This window comes from Rossellomorea sp. FS2 (genome assembly GCF_047915635.1).
GTDB classification, from domain to species: Bacteria; Bacillota; Bacilli; order Bacillales; family Bacillaceae_B; genus Rossellomorea; species Rossellomorea marisflavi_A.
In genome coordinates this window covers 111,754-131,969 of the sequence record NZ_JBLRVS010000004.1, presented here as the reverse complement: position 1 = coordinate 131,969, position 20,216 = coordinate 111,754, and the positions used below count along the sequence as shown (strand labels likewise).

At 47.9% G+C, this 20,216-nt stretch carries 20 protein-coding genes and 1 other annotated feature; of the genes, 9 read left to right on the top strand and 11 right to left on the bottom strand.

Annotation, left to right across the window (positions count from 1 at the left end):
* Positions 1-110 precede the first annotated feature (110 nt).
* From ACNA6I_RS11285 to ACNA6I_RS11275, 3 genes are all read left to right on the top strand, one after another.
* The gene (locus ACNA6I_RS11285) at positions 111-1,349 is read left to right on the top strand and encodes a PucR family transcriptional regulator (protein ID WP_416313310.1); all 1,239 of its coding nucleotides are present in this window, start codon (positions 111-113) and stop codon (positions 1,347-1,349) included.
* A 120-nt stretch (positions 1,350-1,469) separates the two neighbouring features.
* On the top strand, positions 1,470-2,594 hold the full coding sequence (gene ald, locus ACNA6I_RS11280; protein ID WP_048005068.1) for an alanine dehydrogenase: 1,125 nt from the start codon (positions 1,470-1,472) through the stop codon (positions 2,592-2,594).
* 266 nt (positions 2,595-2,860) lie between these two features.
* Positions 2,861-3,628, top strand: coding sequence for an SDR family oxidoreductase (locus ACNA6I_RS11275; protein WP_367259366.1), 768 nt, complete (start codon positions 2,861-2,863; stop codon positions 3,626-3,628).
* Positions 3,629-3,871: 243 nt separating this feature from the next.
* On the opposite strand, the gene ACNA6I_RS11270 is transcribed toward ACNA6I_RS11275, so the two are convergent.
* The 3 genes from ACNA6I_RS11270 to ACNA6I_RS11260 all read right to left on the bottom strand — a co-directional run bounded on the left by ACNA6I_RS11270 (position 3,872) and on the right by ACNA6I_RS11260 (position 6,082).
* Positions 3,872-4,975, bottom strand: a complete 1,104-nt coding sequence (locus tag ACNA6I_RS11270) for a DUF1648 domain-containing protein (protein ID WP_416313309.1) — start codon at positions 4,973-4,975, stop codon at positions 3,872-3,874.
* Positions 4,976-4,977: 2 nt separating this feature from the next.
* Positions 4,978-5,355, bottom strand: coding sequence for a GntR family transcriptional regulator (locus tag ACNA6I_RS11265; RefSeq protein WP_048005065.1), 378 nt, complete (start codon positions 5,353-5,355; stop codon positions 4,978-4,980).
* A 103-nt stretch (positions 5,356-5,458) separates the two neighbouring features.
* On the bottom strand, positions 5,459-6,082 hold the full coding sequence (locus tag ACNA6I_RS11260) for a TVP38/TMEM64 family protein (RefSeq protein WP_053072218.1): 624 nt from the start codon (positions 6,080-6,082) through the stop codon (positions 5,459-5,461).
* 140 nt (positions 6,083-6,222) lie between these two features.
* Here ACNA6I_RS11260 and ACNA6I_RS11255 point away from each other — a divergent pair, with 140 nt between their 5' ends.
* The 3 genes from ACNA6I_RS11255 (at position 6,223) to ACNA6I_RS11245 (ending at position 11,254) form a co-directional block, all read left to right on the top strand.
* Positions 6,223-9,351 carry a hypothetical protein gene (locus tag ACNA6I_RS11255; protein WP_416313308.1) on the top strand — a complete coding sequence of 1,043 codons (3,129 nt, stop codon included), beginning with the start codon at positions 6,223-6,225 and terminating at the stop codon, positions 9,349-9,351.
* Positions 9,352-9,480: 129 nt separating this feature from the next.
* A complete protein-coding gene (locus ACNA6I_RS11250; protein ID WP_148795863.1) occupies positions 9,481-10,005 on the top strand; it encodes an RNA polymerase sigma factor in 525 nt (174 codons plus the stop codon).
* The gene (locus tag ACNA6I_RS11245) at positions 9,998-11,254 is read left to right on the top strand and encodes a DUF4179 domain-containing protein (RefSeq protein ID WP_416313307.1); all 1,257 of its coding nucleotides are present in this window, start codon (positions 9,998-10,000) and stop codon (positions 11,252-11,254) included. The genes ACNA6I_RS11250 and ACNA6I_RS11245 overlap by 8 nt, the downstream gene beginning before the upstream one ends.
* Positions 11,255-11,336: 82 nt before the next feature.
* Here the strand turns inward: ACNA6I_RS11245 and ACNA6I_RS11240 are convergent, their stop codons facing one another.
* The 4 genes from ACNA6I_RS11240 to ACNA6I_RS11225 all read right to left on the bottom strand — a co-directional run bounded on the left by ACNA6I_RS11240 (position 11,337) and on the right by ACNA6I_RS11225 (position 13,006).
* Positions 11,337-11,798: a DMT family transporter gene (locus ACNA6I_RS11240; RefSeq protein ID WP_048005061.1), complete on the bottom strand. Its 462-nt coding sequence runs from the start codon at positions 11,796-11,798 to the stop codon at positions 11,337-11,339.
* A 12-nt stretch (positions 11,799-11,810) separates the two neighbouring features.
* Positions 11,811-12,239, bottom strand: coding sequence for a DMT family transporter (locus ACNA6I_RS11235; RefSeq protein ID WP_048005060.1), 429 nt, complete (start codon positions 12,237-12,239; stop codon positions 11,811-11,813).
* Positions 12,240-12,303: 64 nt separating this feature from the next.
* Positions 12,304-12,621 (bottom strand): ArsR/SmtB family transcription factor, encoded by a 318-nt coding sequence (locus ACNA6I_RS11230; protein ID WP_048005059.1) that lies wholly within the window; start codon positions 12,619-12,621, stop codon positions 12,304-12,306.
* Positions 12,622-12,631: 10 nt separating this feature from the next.
* Positions 12,632-13,006, bottom strand: coding sequence for a winged helix-turn-helix transcriptional regulator (locus ACNA6I_RS11225; protein WP_048005058.1), 375 nt, complete (start codon positions 13,004-13,006; stop codon positions 12,632-12,634).
* 112 nt (positions 13,007-13,118) lie between these two features.
* On the opposite strand from ACNA6I_RS11225, the gene ACNA6I_RS11220 reads away from it, so the two are divergent.
* The gene (locus ACNA6I_RS11220) at positions 13,119-13,613 is read left to right on the top strand and encodes a lactoylglutathione lyase family protein (protein WP_048012561.1); all 495 of its coding nucleotides are present in this window, start codon (positions 13,119-13,121) and stop codon (positions 13,611-13,613) included.
* Positions 13,614-13,749: 136 nt separating this feature from the next.
* On the opposite strand, the gene ACNA6I_RS11215 is transcribed toward ACNA6I_RS11220, so the two are convergent.
* Both ACNA6I_RS11215 and ACNA6I_RS11210 read right to left on the bottom strand, forming a co-directional pair.
* On the bottom strand, positions 13,750-15,429 hold the full coding sequence (locus ACNA6I_RS11215) for a sensor histidine kinase (protein WP_416313306.1): 1,680 nt from the start codon (positions 15,427-15,429) through the stop codon (positions 13,750-13,752).
* A complete protein-coding gene (locus ACNA6I_RS11210) occupies positions 15,426-16,133 on the bottom strand; it encodes a response regulator transcription factor (RefSeq protein WP_416313760.1) in 708 nt (235 codons plus the stop codon). Before ACNA6I_RS11210 ends, ACNA6I_RS11215 begins: the two co-directional genes overlap by 4 nt.
* Positions 16,134-16,288: 155 nt before the next feature.
* Between ACNA6I_RS11210 and ACNA6I_RS11205 the strand changes: the two genes are divergently transcribed.
* Positions 16,289-16,978 (top strand): ABC transporter permease, encoded by a 690-nt coding sequence (locus tag ACNA6I_RS11205; RefSeq protein WP_048005054.1) that lies wholly within the window; start codon positions 16,289-16,291, stop codon positions 16,976-16,978.
* Positions 16,972-17,889, top strand: a complete 918-nt coding sequence (locus ACNA6I_RS11200; protein WP_252266293.1) for an ABC transporter ATP-binding protein — start codon at positions 16,972-16,974, stop codon at positions 17,887-17,889. The genes ACNA6I_RS11205 and ACNA6I_RS11200 overlap by 7 nt, the downstream gene beginning before the upstream one ends.
* 35 nt (positions 17,890-17,924) lie before the next feature.
* On the opposite strand, the gene brnQ is transcribed toward ACNA6I_RS11200, so the two are convergent.
* Together brnQ and ACNA6I_RS11190 are read right to left on the bottom strand one after the other, a co-directional pair.
* Entirely contained in the window at positions 17,925-19,244 is a 1,320-nt protein-coding gene (gene brnQ, locus ACNA6I_RS11195; protein WP_416313305.1) for a branched-chain amino acid transport system II carrier protein, read from the bottom strand.
* Positions 19,245-19,299: 55 nt separating this feature from the next.
* Positions 19,300-19,538: a binding site (T-box leader), on the bottom strand.
* A gap of 96 nt (positions 19,539-19,634) precedes the next feature.
* Positions 19,635-20,039, bottom strand: a complete 405-nt coding sequence (locus ACNA6I_RS11190; RefSeq protein ID WP_048016236.1) for a VOC family protein — start codon at positions 20,037-20,039, stop codon at positions 19,635-19,637.
* Positions 20,040-20,216 lie beyond the last annotated feature (177 nt).

Genomic DNA, 20,216 nt, shown 5'->3' with positions numbered 1-20,216 from the left:
TTCATTTTCAAAAAACTGTTCAAAATGCCGGGAAACCATTGCTTCGGAAACCGTACATCTACTATGATTAAAAACGGATCATTGAATTGCACGCAAAAGGAGTGGTACGAATGGACAAATTTTCAGAGCAACTCGACCCTTTCAAGGGACCATTCCAATCATTAGAAGAACTGGCTGACGCCATTAGTGAGACAATCGGATGCCCGATTACGATAGAAGATGCCAATCACCGCATCCTCGCATACAGCACCCATGATGATGATGTGGATCCGGCACGCATGGCGACGATCATGCGCAGGAAGGTTCCCGATAACGTCATCAAAAGTCTATGGAAAAATGGAGTCATCCCGAAACTATTCGACAGCGACGAGCCTGTCATCATCCCTGCCATCGCAGAAGTAGGTCTCGGGAAGCGCGTAGCGATATCAGTATGGAAGAACGATGAGATCCTCGGCTTCATCTGGGGACAGGTGACGTGGGATATCACAGAAGAAGAATTGGATCTCTTCCGTAAAGCAGGGAAGGTCGTCAAGAATCAGATGTTATCGTTGAAAATCCGGAAGAAGGCGGGGGAAGAGGGGCATAAGGACTTCTTCTGGCAGCTGTTGACCGGGCATTTGAAAGATCGGGGGAAGATCGATTCCCTTGCTGATAAATACCATCTTTCCATGAACGGAGCCACGGGTATTGTCGTGTTTGAATTCCCCGAGGAAATCCAGCAATCCCTGGAGCGTCATGTCAACTACTACATCCAGGCCTCTTCCTATATTAAGCTCATCACGAGCACAACCGATGAAAACCAGTTGATCCTTCTTGTAAGGCCGTTCCAGGATGAAGGACCGTCAAGGCAGATCAAGGATTTCGTCCGTGACTTTGTGGAAGAGATCAGCAGCAGACTCGGGGTCCAGGAGCTGAAAGGAGCGGCCGGTACCCTCTATCGCTCCCCCGTAAGCATCCGTGAAAGCTATAAAGAAGCCCTTTATGTGCTGTCGATCAAGGATCGATTTAAATATGAGGCAAGCGGGATCTATACGTATCAGGAGCTTGGGGTCTTCCAGTTCATCGATGATCTGTATGAAAAGCGCATCCGTGACGGCTATCAAAATTATCATCTTGAAAAATTGATGGAGTACGACCGGAAGCACCATTCCCAGCTCCTTGAGACGATCGATATGTATCTGAGATACGATTGCAACGTAAATGAGGCTTCCAAGGCCCTGCATGTTCATGCCAATACACTGAATTACCGCCTCAAGAGGATCGGGGAAATCACCGAGATGGATCTGAAGGACCCGAATCAGAAAATGACCTTATACCTGGATCTTAAAATTGAACAGATGAAAAAATGACGGGTTTGTGGAATTCTCCAAACCCGTCTTCTTTTTTTCTCAATTTTCCACGATGCAATTACTGTGAAGAATCCATATAATCAGAATTAACCAAACAATGATTATAGGAGAGATGTAGCCATGCAGATTGGAATTCCTAAAGAAATCAAAAACAACGAGAACCGTGTAGCCATCACACCAGCCGGTGTCCTCAACCTGGTGAAGGCAGGTCATTCCGTATATATCGAATCTGGAGCTGGAATTGGAAGCGGTTTCACGGACGAGTCCTATCTGGAAGCGGGAGCGAAAATCGAAGCCACTGCTGCTGACGTATGGAATAAAGCCATGGTCATGAAAGTGAAAGAGCCTCTTCCCTCTGAGTATGTGTATTTCCACAAAGGTCTGATCTTGTTCACCTACCTGCATCTCGCAGCAGAACCGGAACTTGCCCAGGCACTGGTTGAAAAAGAAGTGACCGCCATTGCCTATGAAACGGTGGAAGTCAATCGCACTCTGCCGCTTCTGACTCCAATGAGTGAAGTAGCGGGACGCATGGCTACACAGATCGGTGCTCAATTCCTCGAGAAACCAAAGGGCGGGAAAGGCATCCTGCTGAGTGGAGTACCGGGTGTAAAACGCGGGAAGGTGACCATCATTGGAGGCGGAGTCGTCGGGACGAATGCTGCGAAAATGGCTGTCGGCCTTGGAGCGGACGTGACATTGATCGATCTGAGCGCCGAACGCCTGCGCCAGCTCGACGATATCTTCGGCAATGATATTCAAACCCTGATGTCGAACCGCCTGAATATCGAAGATGCAGTAAAGGATTCCGATCTTGTCATCGGTGCCGTGTTGATTCCGGGAGCAAAAGCACCGAAGCTTGTGACAGAAGATATGGTCAAGTCCATGCAGCCGGGATCTGTCCTCGTGGATGTTGCCATCGATCAGGGCGGAATCATCGAAACATGCGATCATATCTCGACGCATGATGATCCTACTTACGAAAAACACGGGGTCGTCCATTATGCCGTAGCGAATATGCCGGGTGCCGTTCCACGTACGTCCACGATTGCCTTGACGAATGTGACCGTCCCGTATGCCCTCCAGATCGCCAACAAAGGCGTGGCAAAAGCAATCCAGGATAATATGGCCCTTGCAAAAGGAGTCAACGTGGCCAACGGATTCATCACATACGAAGCCGTGGCGAGAGACCTTGGATACAAATACGTTACAGCGCATGACGCCATCCTTACAACCGTTGTATAATAGATATGAAAAAAGACGTGTGAATGGGTACACGTCTTTTTTTCTTGTATAGTAAGGTATCTTACTTCCTTCATCATTTTGGGCATACCAATTGCATTATTTAATGCACAATACATATCGTCCAATTAAAATAGAATGTCTAAATCAAATCATTTGGGCAGACCGGTTGCTATCTTTATAAACTTCCAGATTTGGTTCGTTACCAAAAGTCTAAACCTTACAGATGCTACAATATAATAAAAGCAATGGAAAAGGGAGGGAGATTTTTGAAGATATTAGTAACAGGCTCAACAGGGCAACTTGGTTCAGCGGTCCTTCATCAACTTAAAGATCGTAAGTGTAGTGTCATCATGACTTCAAGACGAAAACCTTTATGTGGTGGGGATTTTGACTGGATCTATAGTGATATGCTCTCAGGTCAAGGATTAGAAGAGGCCTCAAAAGATGTAGATGTGGTCATTCACACAGCAACCAGCCCAATGAAAAAAACCAAAGAAATCGAAGTAGCAGGTCTCTCAAACTTTTTAAGTAAACTCACACACATAAAACACTTTATTTATCCATCGATTGTCGGTATTGAAGATATACCATTTAAATATTACAAGTATAAATACGAAGCAGAAGAAGTGCTAAAACAAAGTCCTATCCCTTATACAATTGTTCGTGCAACTCAGTTCCATAGCTTTGTTGATTCTTTGTTTTTATCAAAAACATTATTAAAAGGGTATTTTATTCCGGGTAACATCAAGTTTCAAACTGTTGATGTAGGTGAATTTGCAAATCATTTAATTAATCTAACGGATAAAGGACCTCAAGGGAAAACGGCTGAATTTGCAGGACCAAAAATAATGACACTAAGAGAAATGGCAGATTTGAAAATAGGAATAAACAATAAACCGAGTAGAATTTATAACTTCTCCTTACCAGGAGGACTTTACAAAGCTTTATTAGATGGTAAAAACACGAATCCAATGCAGAATGTGGGGACAGTTACATTTGAGGATTATTTAAGAAAAAAGGTGACTGAAAGGTAGGAGAGAATGAAAATATTCAGGGACTTTTTTGTGGGAAAATACGTAAACTAGGAGTTGCTTTACTTTAAGTATAACAAGGAAAACTCGCCACATTTGGGCGAGTTTTCCTTTATTTATATTGCCCTCTTGGACGTCAGAAGGACGGCCATTCCTGTGTGGTTTTTTATCAAAGTCCCTCACAACGTAACCCTTCACAGGAAGCGGACGGGGCTTTTTTTTGCTTGGGACCCTATCGCTGCTTTTCTACAGCAGGGTGACCAATAAAATGGCGACGATCGGTGCAAGGATGAGGAGATAGCCGGCAGGTCTTGCGAAGTTCACCGTCCAGCCGACACCGAATCGTTTTTCCACCAAGAAGGAAGGGTCCTCGCGGTTGAAGTAAAAGATGCCGCCGATCCAGTGTGAATCATCGTCTTCATTGACGGTGTCCCCACCCTCATCGATGATGGTGGTACGGTCCAGATCCGAATCCGCTTTCCCAACTTTCACGGCCATCAAGACAGCCCCCAGGAAGACGAGCACAGAGAAGGCCAGTGGTGCAAAAAGCAAGAGGGATCCGCTCAATAGATCTTCGTAAGCCGTTTTGATGTGGAGAAAACTGAATAGCATGGCCGTGGCCATGGAAATGAAGAACAAGAACCAGCTGGAGTACTTCCTCAGCCTGAACTGGCGGACTTTGGATGCGGGAATGTTGCCGGCGCTCAGTTTGATGCCTGAGTTCCGTGTCAGTTCGTGGATGGCAAGGAACATGGCGCTCATGAGCAGTAATACAAAGGGCATGGTAAGAACGCTTATCCTGGTCTTGGCTGTGAAGGCATCCGGCTCTCCGTTGGGTCCCCAATGTGTCGGTAGTTGATCAGGGAAGAGCTGATAATTCATCATGGTGAAGACAATGAGACCGGCCCCGATCACGATCGGGAACAGGAAGAAGTACCATGGGAGCATTTCATCCTTGGACCTTGAGGTAAGCTCCGACACACGGACCTGTCTTCGTCCTTTGAACCATTGGCTTTCACGTTTGTACCGGACCACCTGCATGTGGAAGTAGGCATAGAGGGCCATGGAGATGAAGATGATGATGAATGGAAGCAGGATGCCTGAAGCGATGAGCCGGTCCTCCGGTAGGTCCATTGTGCCAGTAATGATAAAGAACAAGGCAATGCCGGCGACGGATAGAATGGCAGTGACCGCCGCATAGATCTTTTTGAAGCGGAGCAAGTGAGCATCACGTATGTGCTCAACAGGAACCGTGACTCCGAATACGACAGTGCGTTTCACGATGAATGGCAGCATCACTTGTAAAAGGAGCATGATGCCGATAATACCTATCAATAAAATGGATTGCATGGTTATTCCCCCTTGATACTTAATTGAATGGATCTGATCATATCCTGCACCTGTTCATCCGTCATTCCGGTGGCCAGTGCTTCCGCAAGTAGCGGTCGGACGGCGGAGGCGATCAAGTCGATCCGTTCCTTTGTCGGTTCGTCTGGCTTGAGGATGATGGCACCGGACTTGGGCACGATCTGAATGAATCCTTTGTCCTCTAATTCATGGTAGCTTTTATTGACAGTGTGCATATTGACACCCAGGTCAGCCGCAAACGACCGGACCGATGGCAGCGCATCCCCGGGTTTCAAGTCACCCCTAACGATGCCCTCAAGAATACCGTTCCGTACCTGTGCATAGATCGGAATGATAGAGTGTGGTTCAATATGGATCAGCAAAAGATCACCTCCTGTTTGTTATATGTTTATTATAACAGATTTGTTCTATTATATGTATAACAAAATATAAATAGGCTCGTCCTATTTTATCCAAGGCAGCCATTCATCGTCTGCCGCGAACCTTTTTATAATAGAAAATCATGATCATGATAAGAACAACAGTGACCATGCCGGTCTCAATCCAGGACATGGACAGGACCCCTAGGGGGATAAGTGACAGGCAGAAAAAATAAAGGAAGTTGCCCGTGATGGTCCCGGTGATCAAATGCCTGAATGAGATCCCGCTTATGCCAGCCGTTATATTGACGAGGCTTGTGGGAATCATCGGGATGATCCGTCCTTGGAATACATACGTGAATCCTCGTTCCTTCAGATAGGGTGAAGGAGGGAAGCGGGAAGACAAGCTGCGAAGGAACAGCTGTCTGACTGAAATAAACACAATTCCGGCTCCGATGATGCTCGAAATCCAGCTCCACAGGAATCCTTGCCAAAAACCGAAAAGCGTTACATTTAACGAAATCACGAGAATGAGAGGGATGACGGTAAACGAGTTCTGGATAATCATGACGAGCAGGGTAAGTCCGTAAAGACTGAATCCGTGAGACTCCTTCAAGGAAGAAAGGGAGGATTCATCCCCCGACAGGATCAGACCGATGGTATCCTTCTGGAGAAAGGTGAGAGTAGCCAACATGGTAAGGAAGAAAAGAATAAAAACGTTTCTGCTCATACTGGATGCACCGCTTTTTGATGTATCCTATGTCGCGTCTGTAGGAGCGGTGAGGGCGGGCAGATGTCATGAACTCGGGAGAACAGCCTACTGATTTTTGCATATGATGCATGAAAGTGTATTGAAAAGGACTGATTGAGATGTTGAAAAAAGGGAGAGAAACATCATCATTGCCCTGCAAAATCATCCCGCCTCCAAAAGGCTGTGAAGGGTTGTTTCCGAATCCGGGTAATGAGTGCAAGGAGCCGATCATTCAGCTTGATCGGATCGGCTCCATCAGTTGTGATGGGGTTATCAGTGGAAGAGTCCTTTGTGACTTTAGGCCTGTTGCAGGTGTGGCAGTAACATTATCTGCAACTCCTCCAATAGTGAATTTTGCCGATTCCACCCCAATCACGGATGAAACCGGGCGTTTTTCAACGGTCGTATCGGTTCCGCGGGGAACACCGATCACATCGGGTGTTGTGGTGACTGCCGCTGCCGTGGTAGCAGGTCAGAGTGTAAGTGACAGCATCAGTGTGACGGTTGACTGCATCGTATGTACCAATCCAATCCTGACCTTGAATCCGATTGAAGGACCTGTCGGCTGCGAGGGAGCACCTCTAAGCGGGAGACTTATCTGTGACGGAAACGCCATTGCAAGAGCACCCATCACTTTCACCATCACATCCCAGTCAAAGCGGGTCGTCGTAAACCCGAACCCTGCCATCACCCAAAATGACGGTACTTATTCAGCCACGGTCGTTCCGTTCATTGGAATCAATGAAACGATCACGATTGTGGCATCGACGAGGATCGGCGGAATCGAAGTGGTATCCGAAGCACGTCAACTCACCGTGCGCTGTGTGAAGTGTGTCAATCCGGTCATTTTCATTAAAAAAGTATCCACGATCAACTGTGATGGAGTCATTTCAGGCACAGTGCTTTGTGACGGCGTCCCGATCCCAAATGTTCCGGTAACCCTCTCAGGGCCACCCTTCCTTCAGTTTGAACCGGAGGTCCCGATAACGGATGTGAACGGCGTGTTCACTTCCAGAGTGACCGTTTCAAGCGGGACGCCATTCCAGGAAGCAGAAATAACGGCATCAGCGGTGGTGAGCGGCATCGAGGTCTCCACCAGCCGTATTATTACGGCAGGATGTCTCTTCTGCCGTAATCCGGAGCTTACCCTTAATACTCCGAAAAAGGTCATAGGCTGTGAAGGAGCGGAGCTTACCGGTAAGCTGACCTGCGGCGGTATTCCGTTCCCTGGGGCAAGTATAGCCTTCATCTTGACGCCGCAAGAAGGGGTCACAATCGTACCGGATCCGGCCATCACCGGGGAGGATGGATCCTATCGTGCAAGAATCGTACCGGAGCTTGGGACAGTGGGCACGTTCACCATCGAGGCGAGGACCGTGATTGCAGGTGTGCTGATTTCCTCCGAAGTCAAAACGATCCGAGTCGATTGCGAGTGCAAAAATCCGGTCATCAGCATTGATGACCCCGGCAAGATCAATTGTGAATCCCCGATTACGGGTCGCTTGACATGTGAAGGATTCCCGCTCGCCGGTGTCGAGGTCACATTCTCGAGTCCTCTCCTTGCATTCGATCCCAACCCAGTTGTCACGGATGAAAATGGCGAATTCAGTACGACGGCAACCGTCCCATTCGGTACAGAACCTCAGGAAACGACCCTTACCGCTACAGGAGGAGGAGCAACTGAGACCATTACGGTCAAGGTATTCTGTAAAAAGTGCCGGAATCCATTACTGACCCTGAAAGCACCGAAGTTCATCGGCTGTGACGGCGGGAAAGTCACGGGCAGGTTGACATGCGACGGAGTTCCGCTCAAGGGGAATCTCGTCACGTTCACCACCTCACCGGCAGGGGCGATTGCAGTGTCGCCGAACCCCGTCACCACGGACGAGGACGGAAGATTCACGGCTGTCTTGACCACCACGCTCGGTGTAGAGGAAGTCGTGACGATCCAGGCTTCTTCCATTGTCAGCGGAACAGTGGTAGTTTCAGAGAATGAGAAGATCAAAGTGAAATGTGTGTGCAAACACCCTGAAATCATTCTCGAAGATCCGTGTAAGATCAACTGCGAAGGTGAAATCAGGGGGAAGGTGAAATGTGAGGGGCTGCCCCTCGCCGGTGTCGAGGTGATGCTTTCCAGTCCAATCCTGGACTTCGATCCGAATCCTGTGCTGACCGATGAGACTGGATCATTTTCTGCCGAAGTGACAGTCCCTTCCAATACACCGCTCACGGAGACCACCATAACGGCAAGAGTGACAGTGAATGGCAAGACCATAACCGAAACCATCAAGGTGAAAGTGATTTGCTTGAAGTGTCGCAATCCGAAGCTTACATTAAATACTCCGAAATACATCGGGTGTCCTGCAGAGCGGATTTCAGGCCGTCTGACCTGTGATGGGGTGCCGGTAAGGGATGCGGCCATCACCTTTGTCGTTACCTCGGATACCCCGGGAGCCGTCACCGTGGATCCGAATCCGGCATTTACGAATGATATGGGCGAATACACGGCAAGCATCCGTGCAGGTGCCGGCGTCACGGAGGTCATCACCATCAGGGCAGAAGCCGTCGTTTCAAGAGAAGGGGTGTCTTCTGAATCCCAACAGATCAAGGTGGATTGTCAGTGCGAGGATCCAAGGCTGGAACTTGAATGTGTAAAGAAAATCCGCTGCCGTGCCGAAATAAAGGGAAGATTCCTTTGTAAAGGTGAGCCACTTGCAGGGGTGAAGGTAACGTTGACCAGTCCGCTTCTCGATTTTGAACCTGCCGAAGTGTACACGAATCAGGATGGCTATTTCAGGACGTCTGCCGTTGTACCTGGGGAAAGGCCGTACGAACTCACCACCTACACGGCAAGGGTCGAAATCGGGTCTCGGATGATTTCCCAAACGTGCAAAACCGTTGTGGGCTGTGAGCGATGCAAAAATCCCCGTTTGACTCTCTGCACCCCGTTGTTCGTAGGCTGTGAGGGGGAAGAAATCACTGGTGAGGTCCTCTGTGATCATCGCCCGGTCGAAGGCGTAAATGTCTATTTTAAAGTCGTATCATCCCATGGTGAGGAATATATCCTTCCAAATCCGGCAGTTACGAAGGCGGATGGTACCTATACTGCCCGGATCGTGCCTGCAAAAGGAAAGGTGGATATCATCACCATCACCGCAACAGCGGAAGTAGGGGATGAACAGTTGAAAAAAGGTCCGTTCCTGGTCGTCGTGAAATGCCCGTGCCCTCCGCACGAAGGCAAAGAATAAGAAGGTGAAGCCGTCATCCGTGACGGCTTTTCACTGGAACGGTGCAGGACAGGCTATTACATAAAAAAATGAAGATACAATGAACTTTTCACGCAACCAAATACTCTTACAGGAAAGAGAGGTGGAGAAATGAATCTCAGAAGCGCAGTGAAGAAGGCGAAAAAAGGCAGCAAAGACGCGCTCCTTCAACTAATCATGGAAGAAAAGGAAAACTATTATCGATTGGCCTATGTATACGTCGGAAACGAACATGATGCCATGGATGCCATGGAAGATATGATCGTCACCGTTTATGAAAAAATTGAACAGCTCAACGATCCGGATGCTTTTTACAGCTGGAGCAAAACGATTCTTGTGAATGGCTGTAAAACCATGCTCCGGAAACAAAATCGCCTCGTGTTGAAAGAGGAGTGGGCAGACGAGGGGGAATCCTCAAATCCACTGGAACACAGCGACCGCGAGATGGAGATCAAGGAAATGCTTCTTCAGTTGAATGAGCACCAGGCAGAGGCCATCAGACTGAAATATATACTGGATCTTGATTATTCAACCGCCGCTATGGTGATGGGCGTGTCGGTGGGGACAGCAAAATCCAGGGTGTTCCAGGGGTTAAAGAAATTAAGGGAAACGTTTGGGGGGACAGCAGATGAATGAAGTGGATAAAAAACTAAGAAATGAAGCAGAAAAAATGAAGAGTATCCAGCCGCCACAAGACCTCGAAGCGCGCCTTCGCACAGCCCTCAGCCATAGGCCGCAAAAGAAAAGGAACGGATGGAAGGCCGCAGTGGCCGCAGCTGCAGTCCTTATGATCCTCGGTTCGTTTCAATATCCAGCCCTTGCCTACTACGGAAAGAAAATCGTGGGTGCAGAGGACGTCATGAATGGTACGCTCCATGATTTGAACGAGGCAGGGATGGGCCAGGTCATCGACCGGACCTATGCTCTTGGAGAGGATGAAAAGATCACGATCGATGGTGTCATTGTCGATGAGAACCAATTCATCCTGTATTACACTTTGCATAATGCCAACGGAGTGGAAGAAGGGGATACATGGGAGCCGGGTGACCTGACCGGCTTCTTGACAAGAGAATATATGATCAGTGCAAAGACGGTCGTCAGTGAAGACCGGACAGAACTTAAGGGTGAAATCCGATATGATCCACCGAATGCCTTTGCCAAAGAGCTTACCCTTCATCTTGACCACTACAAAAACGATGAATGGGTGAAAGGAAAAAAACTTACCTTCAACTACCGGCCGGATCAAGCACTGCAAACCAAATTCAAGCAGGGGATCAATAAGACTGTGACATTTGATAATGGCTCCATCACGTTCAAGAGTATTACGGCAAGCCCCACCATCACGGTCATCAAAGGGAAGATGAAGCTGGATGAAGATATCAACGATCCACTTCACGATATTGAGCTTGTCGCAGACGGTAAAGTCCTTGAGTGGCAGGGGTCCGGCAGCTCATCCAACTGGGGTCTTTCCAATGATATTGAACTTGAATTCGATGCTCTCCCACACAACCTGAACAAACTTGAACTGGTAGTGAACGCATTTCCTGCAAAGGAGAAAATGGACATCTCCGTACCTCTCTCGGCATCTGAAACGTTTAAAGTGAATGATCAGAACGTAATGGTGAAGAAAAGCGGGGTGAAAGATGGGCAGGCTTTCGTAACAATCGAGAGCGAGGATGGGCTGCGCCTTGACGGAGTGAGCATCAAGACCGAAAGCGGGACTGTCAAGCTCGACCACACAACCGGTGACGAGTATACGAAAAGGGACGGAGAGGCTATCCATGAGCGCACCCTCCTCTTCGATACAAAGGATGAACCTCAATCACTCATCGTGAAAGGCATTTCGTACATGAAAACATATGATAAACATATCGATATCCAGTAGATGCAACGAATCTGAAAAAAGCCAAGAATCCCATGAACGGATTCTTGGCTTTCCTTCGTTACGTTTCTAAGACTGATGCCCTTTATGCAGACTGTTCCTGGCCTTTCTTATTCCCTACATAAATAAACCGTAAAGCAAGGAGCATAAGGACGATGGCAAGGATTCGTTTCCAGTCCAGGTGGATTTCGATCCCGCCGAACCATCCGAAATGGTCGATGATCATCCCCATGGTCAACTGTCCGATGACAGTGGATACGTTTGTGGCGATAACCCCGATCTTCGGAACGGCAAGAACTGTAAGGAACAGGTACCCTACACCGAACCAGACGGCAGCCAGCTGCCATTTAGGAACATCGAATATAGCGAAAATATTTCCATCTCCAAAGAACAGGATGATGAGGAATAAAATCATTGCACCCGTAGCAAACGTCATGAACGCTGTCTCATAGGTACCGGTTTTTCGACTGAGTGCCCCGTTCACGGAGGACTGTGCGCTTAGTGTGAAGCCGCCGAGCATGGCGGCGATCAGGATGAATGCAGACATGTTTGGACCTCCTTAATAGATGAGTACGAGAGAGGCAGCCATCAGGATGATAGCTATGACTTTCTCTTTGTTGATGCTGATCTTTTCACTTCCGAGCCACCCTTTGTGCTCAATGATCATACTCATGATCATCTGTCCGACAATGACGCTGATCATGGACAGTCCAACTCCTACCAGTGGAACACTGATCACAAGGATGGTAAGATAGATGGTCCCGAAGAATCCACCGGTGAGCTGCCATTTTGGTGCTTTGAGGGAATGGGACAGCGAGCCTTTTCCGAGGAAAAGCAGGACAATACCGAGAATGATCGTTCCGACGAAAAAGTTATAAAAGCTGCTTTCCAATTTCCCGATCGTTTTCCCGAGCTCGCCGTAGATGGCTCCCTCTGTACTTAATGATGCACCTGCAATGAGGGCGACGATATAAACCCATAGCTTCATAGTATGATGACTCCTTAAATCTATATTTCGAATAATATCGATATGATAACTCAAAAAAAGAGGCTTAAAGCTCCTCTTTGATCCACTTCGCAAGTTTCTCTATATTCTCTTCATTCCTTCGGTAGTACGTCCACTTTCCGTGACGTTCCGACTCCAATAATCCAGCCTTCTGCATCATAGATAAATAGTGCGAAACAGTGGATTGGGACATCCCGGCCCTTTCCGAAATATCACCAACGCACACGCCTCCTTTTTCACTCATATTCTTCGAAAGATGTGCAGAAGGCTTGTCGAAATGATCATAGGGATCTTTCAACCATTTCAACATTTCCAATCGAGTGCTGTTAGCCAACGCTTTGAAAATATCTACGTAGTTTTCCATGTGCATTAGACTAATCGATATTTATCGATATGTCAACCGGAGAAACTTCATCGGAGAAAGGACCGTGGGCACGTCCCCATTTGTGCATGGCCTGAAGGACGGGCATCACCGTGCTGCCGAAATCAGATAAGCTATATTCTACTTTTGGAGGGACGGTGTCGTAGGATGTCCTGATGATGAAACCATCTTCCTCGAGCTCTTTTAACTGCTGGCTGAGCACTTTATGTGCGACGCCTGGCAGGAGTCTCCTCAGTTCATTGTAGCGATGGACCCCATCCGTTCCAAGATGCCACAGGATCACGGTTTTCCACTTCCCGCCGATTTTTTTCAGTGTATATTCAATGGAGCACTTCAGCTTTCCATTTTCACCTTTCTCAACTGCCATTCAGTTCACCCTTTCTTACCTCCAGGTTAGTATCTCACAAAAAAGTGCATACTTACATTCGGACGAATCGCCGATTATAATGAGGGCAATTCAACTAAAGGAGGACATCAATATGAAACCATATCCAAGATCATTTTCACATATCGGCCTAAGTGTGCCAAGCCTGGAGGAAGCGGTGAAGTTTTACCAGGAGGTATTCGGCTGGTATATCATCATGGAGCCGTCCGATGTTGAGAACGATGATAGTGCCATCGGACAAATGTGCCGTGACGTATTCGGCACTGAATGGGATACATTTAGGATCGCACACATGGCGACAGGTGATCGGATCGGAATCGAACTATTCGAATTCCCGCAAAATGAAGCCCCTGAGAACAACTTTGAATACTGGAAAACCGGCTTGTTCCATTTCGCGATCCAGGACCCTGACATCGAAGGGCTCGTGGAAAAAATCAAAGCACACGGCGGGAAGCAGCGCATGCCGATCAGGGAATACTACCCTGGTGAGAAGCCTTACCGGATGGTGTATGTAGAAGATCCTTTCGGCAATATCTTTGAAATTTATTCTCACGGTTATGAGCTGACGTATTCGGAAGGCGCGTACTGACATCTAGAAAAAGTAGCAGAGGCTGGGACAAACGTGTTTCAGTCATAGAAATACCCGGATTCATTCGCCTAAGATAAGGATTGATGAATCCGGGTTTTTTAATGGGCACTTTATAGTGTTTTCCAAAAATCAGGTCCTATAGGGGCAGGATGACCCTTACCCTTGTTCCTTCGTCAGGCGCACTCTGTACATTGATGGAACCGTTGTGCAGTTCGATCAGCTGTTTCGTAATGGCCATCCCGAGTCCGGTACCGCTTCCGGAATCACTTGTGTTTGTTCCACGGTAAAAGCGTTGGAACAAGTGGGAGAGGGTCTCGGAATCCATTCCTTCTCCATCATCTTCAATTTTGATGACCATGAGTTGGTTTTCTATGGCTTCAGTGGAGATGGTGATCGTTGTACCGTCTCTGTTGTGTTTGATGGCATTGGATAAGAGGTTGTCGAGGATCCGTTGAAACCACTTCCGGTCCACCATCCCGAGCATGGGGGTTTCCGTAGGAAGGAAGCGGATATCGGCTTGTGCCGTATTGATGAAATAAATGACGCTCCTCCGCACCGCTTCGTTGATATCTGTCCTTTCTTTCCTGATGGGCAGGGCTTGGCTGTTGAGCTGATAAACGAGGGTGAGATCATCAAGTAGATCCTTCATGAATGCGGACTTATCCACGATTGTACCGGCAAAATCCCTTATTTCTTCAGGAGTCCACTCATATTGATCGGACTGCAGCATCTGGGCATATCCGGTAATGGATGATAAGGGGGTCTTCAAATCATGCGATAGTCCGCTGATCCACTCTTCCCTTGAGCTGACCACCTTCTTTTCGTGCCTCTCGTTGCTCTTCAGTGTGTCCGTCAGCTTGGATAGCTGGCTGAAAAGTTCTTTGTATAGACGATAATTCCGTTTAAGCTTCCCGTTTTTCTTATAGATCGTGGATTCCCCGACCTGGTTGACCGGTTGGGAGTATTGACCGTCAGAGAGCTGCTTGATCCATTTAACCATGATCAAGAGAGGGGTGCCGAGATTCCGTGCATACCAAAAGGTGCTGAACAAGATCAGGAGGGCAATGACGATAAGCGCGATGAACCACCCGTTATGGATCGGTACCGAAATGGGTGCTTCAGCAGGAGGGTGAATCCCTGATATCAGGATCTTTCCTGAGAGGGGATCTTGGTGCACGGACTGATCCGGATCATCCAGCTGAAGGATGTCCTTGTAGGTGTAGTTCTCTGAAGGTGGCCGGTCTCCATAAGCTTGAAGAACATGGCCATCAGGGTCGGTCAGCTGAATCCACACACCCTCTTTTTTTAGTTGCCGCTGATCCTTTGACGAAGGCAACCATTCTCCTTTACTCCAATCGACCTCATCTTTCACCTTGCTCAACCATTGCTTCTCAGGATGATGTTTCCCGAGCATCACGTAGGACGGTTCATCGTCCATATTCAGGATCTCCCACGTATGGATATCGGTGAAGGGGACCTCATCGGCAGCCGAAAGAAGATGTTTTGAAGAGAGAACGGAATCGGGAGCACCGTAAGATCCGGCAATGTCTCCCCTGGAGTCCAGGATGATCAACCAGCTCTTTTGCTTTTGAAGAATTTTTTGTAAATGTTGATCGATGGTTGCTTTGCCATCCTTGACCTCGACCCTGTCGGAAAAATAGAGTCCTTCTGCGGTGGTGAGGTCTTTTTCAATGGCAGAATTCATGGTGAGGAACGCGATGAATAAGAAAATGATCAAGATCGACAGCAATAATAGGAAGCCGGTCAGGATCAGGCGACCGAGGAGGTGGAGGATGAATCGAGTATGGATATTCATCTGCTCCCCCTTGGAATCTCCAGTTTATACCCGAGCCCCCGGACGGTCAGGATGAGCTCAGGATTCCCTGGATCTTCCTCGATTTTCTCCCGCAACTTCCGGATGTGCACCATGACGGTGTTATCTTCCCCCATGAATGCGTCTCCCCACACCTGCTCATAGAGCTGTCCTTTGCTGAAAAGCTGATTCGGGTGCTTACAAAAGAATAGTAATAATTGGTATACTTGAGCAGGAAGTCGAACGGATTCCCCCCGTACGAACACTTCTCCTGTCGATGTGTTCATTTCGATGGGTCCGCAGCTGTGCACGGTCTGATCCTGTATCGTACTGATCTTCAACCTCCTGGATAGATGTGCCTTGATCCTTGCAACGACTTCGAGGGGGTTGAAGGGCTTGGTGATGTAATCATCAGCCCCGACTGCAAATCCCGATAACTTATCGAGGTCGCCGGCCTTGGCGGTCAGAAAGAAGATCGTGGCATCGGATTGCTCGCGGATCGATGGGCAAATCTCAAAACCTGTTTGATCAGGAAGCATCACATCCAAGAGTATCAAATCATAGGTATGACTCTTACATAGGGCAAGTGCCTGTGAGGCAGTCTCTGCTTTATCAATCTTTGAAATTTCCTCTCTGAGGAGCAGGGTCTCAAGCATATTCATAAGTGCCATTTCATCATCAACAATCAATAATCGTGCTTCATTCATCATTAATCTCCTAACTTAACGGTGTTACACCTATCATATCATCAAAGTTTTAGTAGAATTAGAGAATTAAGGAAAAGTTAAGGTGGGATTTCACCTGCGTTAAATGTAGTGGATTATCCTTTTTGTATAGACAAATAAGAAAAGGAAGTGTTCATATGTTTGCCATCGCCAAAAGGGAATTCTTTCAATTGTTCAAGGGGTTCAAGTCCATCGCCATCATCCTCATGCTCCTTGTCCCGACGTATTATTTTGCGAAATTCTCCTCTATGTTCGAGAGCGCATTGGAGTTAACGCCCGATGAGGCGGATATGGCCCATTCAGCAGGCTTGCTGGTGGTCATGATTGTATTCGGTCAACTGTTCGTCATGGGACTGTCGCATGACACGATGAACCGGGAGATGCATGAAAGGACCATGAGATTCCTGTTGACCCGTACGTCAAGGCGGTCCATCGTGGCAGGCAAGTTCCTCGGGATCCTGGCATTCTGGTTTGCTTGCATCACTGTTTCCCACGTGATCATCGCGATTTTCTCACACCGATTCGATGCTTTCACATTCTTTCAGCTCATGGGTCTCATCGCTTGTCAGGTAGCCTTTACGGTCTTCCTGTCGACGGTGGTCCCGGTGCCTGCGTTGACGATGTTTATGAGTATCATTGCTGGAATCCTCCTTCCGATCCTCGGGTACTGGTTGGCATACACCTCGAATCCATGGTTCAGCTGGATGAAGTATGTTGATCCGAACTATTATCTTGTCAGGGAAGATTATACGTTCTTGCTCATGTATCTTGATGCTTTCATTTTACTTTTACTAACATATGTATTCTTCCGAAGGAGGGGATGTTGATGATTACAACGAAAGGGCTGACAAAGTCGTTCGGGAAAAATCAGGTAGTCAAAGGAATCGATCTCACGGTGGAGAAGGGGGAGATCTTTGGGTTCCTCGGGAGGAACGGAGCAGGGAAATCAACGTTCATCAACATGCTGACCGGTATCGTGATACCAACTTCCGGTAGCTATTCCCTCCTAGGAGAAGAGGAGAATCACAATGCAATCAAGCACAAGATCGGCGTCATGCCTGATTATTCAACATTCTATCAATCCATGACCGCACTGAAGCATCTGCAGTTCCTTGCCGGTGTATCGGGGAAAAAGGTATCCAAGGAAACGTGCATGTCGGTGCTGGCCTCCGTCGGTCTAGAAGGGCACGAGCATAAAAAAACCTCCAAGTTTTCCTTCGGTATGAAGAAGAAGCTTGGAGTGGCACAGGCCATCATCCATGATCCTGAATTGATCTTCCTTGATGAACCGACTTCAGGAATGGACGCAGAGTCGGTCCTGCAGATTCAGCACCTGATCCGTTCCCTGCAGAAACAGGGGAAAACGATTTTCATGACGTCTCATAACCTCGACGAAGTGGAAAAGATCTGTAACCGTCTTGCTATCATGAAGGAGGGGAGAATTATTAAAAGCGGCACGATGGAAGAGCTGAGGGCATTTTACCGCTCGAACATTGAAGTGAAAGTCAAACATTCACCCATCCCTGTCCGTGATCAAGAGGATCTGGAACAATGGCTTTCCATTAACGGTCGGGATCTCGAAATGGAAGAAACCCATTTTCATATAGTGGTGGAGGATGAGAAGAAGATTGCTGACATCATCCGCGTCCTTAACCGGATCAAGGTTGACGTTTACCGGGTAGAGGTCGATGAACCTACCCTGGAAGAGATTTTCCTTGAAAGGGAAGAGGCAAAATAAAAGGCAAGGTGTCGCGAAGACACCTTGCCTTTCGTTTAGCCATCCCACTGTTCGCTCGTCCGTCGGTAACCGGAAATATGGTCCCATACAAAACCGATGACGGCACAGAGAAGAGCGGGAAGGGTCCACTCCAACCCATTAGCCGATAGAGGGATCCAGTCTACGGCGTGTTCGAGACTTTTCGGTACCATATTGAAACTGTGGAACGTTTCATAAAGTGAAAACGCACCCGTCATCCCCACCGAAAGGATGAACATCCTCCTGCTTTTCCCCAGGAAGAGCTGGGCAAGGGAGAGGACAACAAGAACGATGGCTATAGGATAGATCAAGGATAGAAGAGGTCCAGCAATCTTGAGGATCATATTCAATCCCAGGTTCGTAAAGAGAAGCCCGATCAAGGTGAATACCCCGACATACCCTTTATAGGAAAGGAGGGTGAAGCGCTCCTGGAAAAATTGAGCGCACGCATTGATCAGACCGACACAGGTTGTCAGGCAGGCGAGGATCACGATTGAACCGAAGATCAGATTCCCGCTGGGGCCGAATAGCTGTCCCGATGCCAGCACAAGGAGTTCGGCGCCGTTGGCAACAGCCTGGTCGGCAGGAATCACCCTTCCGATCCATCCGAGAGATACGTACACAAGAATGAGACCCAGAGCGGCAATCGATCCTGCACCGATCGTCCCTTTCACAAGCTCACTCCGTTTGCTCATTCCTTTGGAGCGGAACCCATTTATGATGACGATGCCGAAAGCAAGGGCTGCGATGGCATCCATAGTATAATAGCCTTCAATGAATCCCGTAAGGAACGGGGAGTGTTGGAACTTGTCTGTTGTCGGTGCATCCCCGTACGAATAGGTGAAAAAGGCCTTAATGAATAGAATAGCCAATACGATGAGAAGTGCTGGAGTCAGCCACTGTCCCACAAGGTCGATGGCTTTCTTCGGATTCAGGCAGATCAAGAACGTCACTCCGAAGAAGATAATCGAGAATAGGAGAAGCGGCATATGCCCCTGGACGGGAAGAATCTGTTCGAACCCGAGCTCGAATGCCACATTGGCGGCCCTTGGAATACCGTAGAAGGCGCCGATGGATAAGTATACGATGATGGAGAAGATCATCCCGAAAAGGGGATGAACCCGTTCACCGATTGATAAAAGCCCATTCTTCGAAAGAGACACAGTGATGATCGTGAAGAAGGGAAGGAATACAGCTGAGAGAATGAAGCCAGTGATGGCAGGTATGAATGCATGACCTGATTCCATCCCAAGGGTAGGAGGGAAAATCAGATTCCCGGCCCCGAAGAAAAGGGAAAAGAGCATGAATCCAGCTACGATAATATGTTTTTTATTCATAATGTTGAACCTCCTGATTCTATCCTGAAAAACAAAAAAGCCCGCCCCTTAAATAAAAAGGGACGAGCTTATACCCGCGTTACCACCCGAATTCCGCCTGCCAAAGAAGCAAGCGACACTTGAACGTACCAACATACGTCTTCCTGTTAACGGTGGAAAACCGGCAGTGCTTACTCCGTTCGGCACTGCGTCTCAGGGATGATTTTCAATAGGGTACCGTTCGCCTGCTCCCACCAAATGCCGGCTCTCTTTGCAACAGTGTCCCAATCTACTCTTTCCCGTCGTTGACATTTACTATAGTAGTAATCTAGCACAGAAGGAATTCATTCGTCAATTTGTTTTTTAAATATAGTATTTATTCTGACATATAAGGGAGGAACCTGTAAACGCTTAGAATCCCTGTCTAACTTCATCGAACGATAAGGAGGAATGAAGCATTTCTGATAAAGTCACTCTATAGCCATCAGGATCGATCAGGACGACTTCCCGTGCATTCCACGGTCGATCGACTGGCCCTTCCACAATGCTTGAGTCCGGAGCTCTCCCAGCAGTAAGGTGTACGTCATGCCACTGCAGATTGATGGTGATTCCCTGTGGATGAACGATTGATCCAGCAGGGATCAGCATTAGATCCTGGTATCTTTCACCGCGGATATGGGCCATCACCATCTTGTTTTCCTCCCCCCTAAGACTGTACACCTCGTTGAATTCCAAGACATCCTTGTACCATTTCACGGAACGCTCGATATCTCTCACTTCCATTTTCACAAACATGGGCATCGGATATGCTTCCATTCTGTCACTCCTTTCTGTTGATATCCTTCACTGTAATCCATGACGCTACGTAAAGGTCAACAAAAAAAAAGAGGGTGGGACAATACTAAAAAGGACCATTGAATGACGAACACGATCAGTATAGGCTCTTTATACCGCTCATGATTTCTGTGCAAGACTTCGCTTTCCGCGGGAGTC

Coding starts and splice junctions, on each gene's coding strand:
- ACNA6I_RS11245 (WP_416313307.1), top strand. CDS start 9,998: ATGAATGAAGTGGATAAAAAACTAAGAAATGAAGCAGAAAAAATGAAG.
- ACNA6I_RS11205 (WP_048005054.1), top strand. CDS start 16,289: ATGTTTGCCATCGCCAAAAGGGAATTCTTTCAATTGTTCAAGGGGTTC.
- ACNA6I_RS11285 (WP_416313310.1), top strand. CDS start 111: ATGGACAAATTTTCAGAGCAACTCGACCCTTTCAAGGGACCATTCCAA.
- ACNA6I_RS11230 (WP_048005059.1), bottom strand. CDS start 12,621: ATGGAAAACTACGTAGATATTTTCAAAGCGTTGGCTAACAGCACTCGA.
- ACNA6I_RS11190 (WP_048016236.1), bottom strand. CDS start 20,039: ATGGAAGCATATCCGATGCCCATGTTTGTGAAAATGGAAGTGAGAGAT.
- ACNA6I_RS11270 (WP_416313309.1), bottom strand. CDS start 4,975: ATGCAATCCATTTTATTGATAGGTATTATCGGCATCATGCTCCTTTTA.
- ald (WP_048005068.1), top strand. CDS start 1,470: ATGCAGATTGGAATTCCTAAAGAAATCAAAAACAACGAGAACCGTGTA.
- ACNA6I_RS11215 (WP_416313306.1), bottom strand. CDS start 15,429: ATGAATATCCATACTCGATTCATCCTCCACCTCCTCGGTCGCCTGATC.
- ACNA6I_RS11220 (WP_048012561.1), top strand. CDS start 13,119: ATGAAACCATATCCAAGATCATTTTCACATATCGGCCTAAGTGTGCCA.
- ACNA6I_RS11255 (WP_416313308.1), top strand. CDS start 6,223: ATGTTGAAAAAAGGGAGAGAAACATCATCATTGCCCTGCAAAATCATC.
- brnQ (WP_416313305.1), bottom strand. CDS start 19,244: ATGAATAAAAAACATATTATCGTAGCTGGATTCATGCTCTTTTCCCTT.
- ACNA6I_RS11235 (WP_048005060.1), bottom strand. CDS start 12,239: ATGAAGCTATGGGTTTATATCGTCGCCCTCATTGCAGGTGCATCATTA.
- ACNA6I_RS11210 (WP_416313760.1), bottom strand. CDS start 16,133: ATGAATGAAGCACGATTATTGATTGTTGATGATGAAATGGCACTTATG.
- ACNA6I_RS11225 (WP_048005058.1), bottom strand. CDS start 13,006: ATGGCAGTTGAGAAAGGTGAAAATGGAAAGCTGAAGTGCTCCATTGAA.
- ACNA6I_RS11260 (WP_053072218.1), bottom strand. CDS start 6,082: ATGAGCAGAAACGTTTTTATTCTTTTCTTCCTTACCATGTTGGCTACT.
- ACNA6I_RS11250 (WP_148795863.1), top strand. CDS start 9,481: ATGAATCTCAGAAGCGCAGTGAAGAAGGCGAAAAAAGGCAGCAAAGAC.
- ACNA6I_RS11200 (WP_252266293.1), top strand. CDS start 16,972: ATGTTGATGATTACAACGAAAGGGCTGACAAAGTCGTTCGGGAAAAAT.
- ACNA6I_RS11240 (WP_048005061.1), bottom strand. CDS start 11,798: ATGTCTGCATTCATCCTGATCGCCGCCATGCTCGGCGGCTTCACACTA.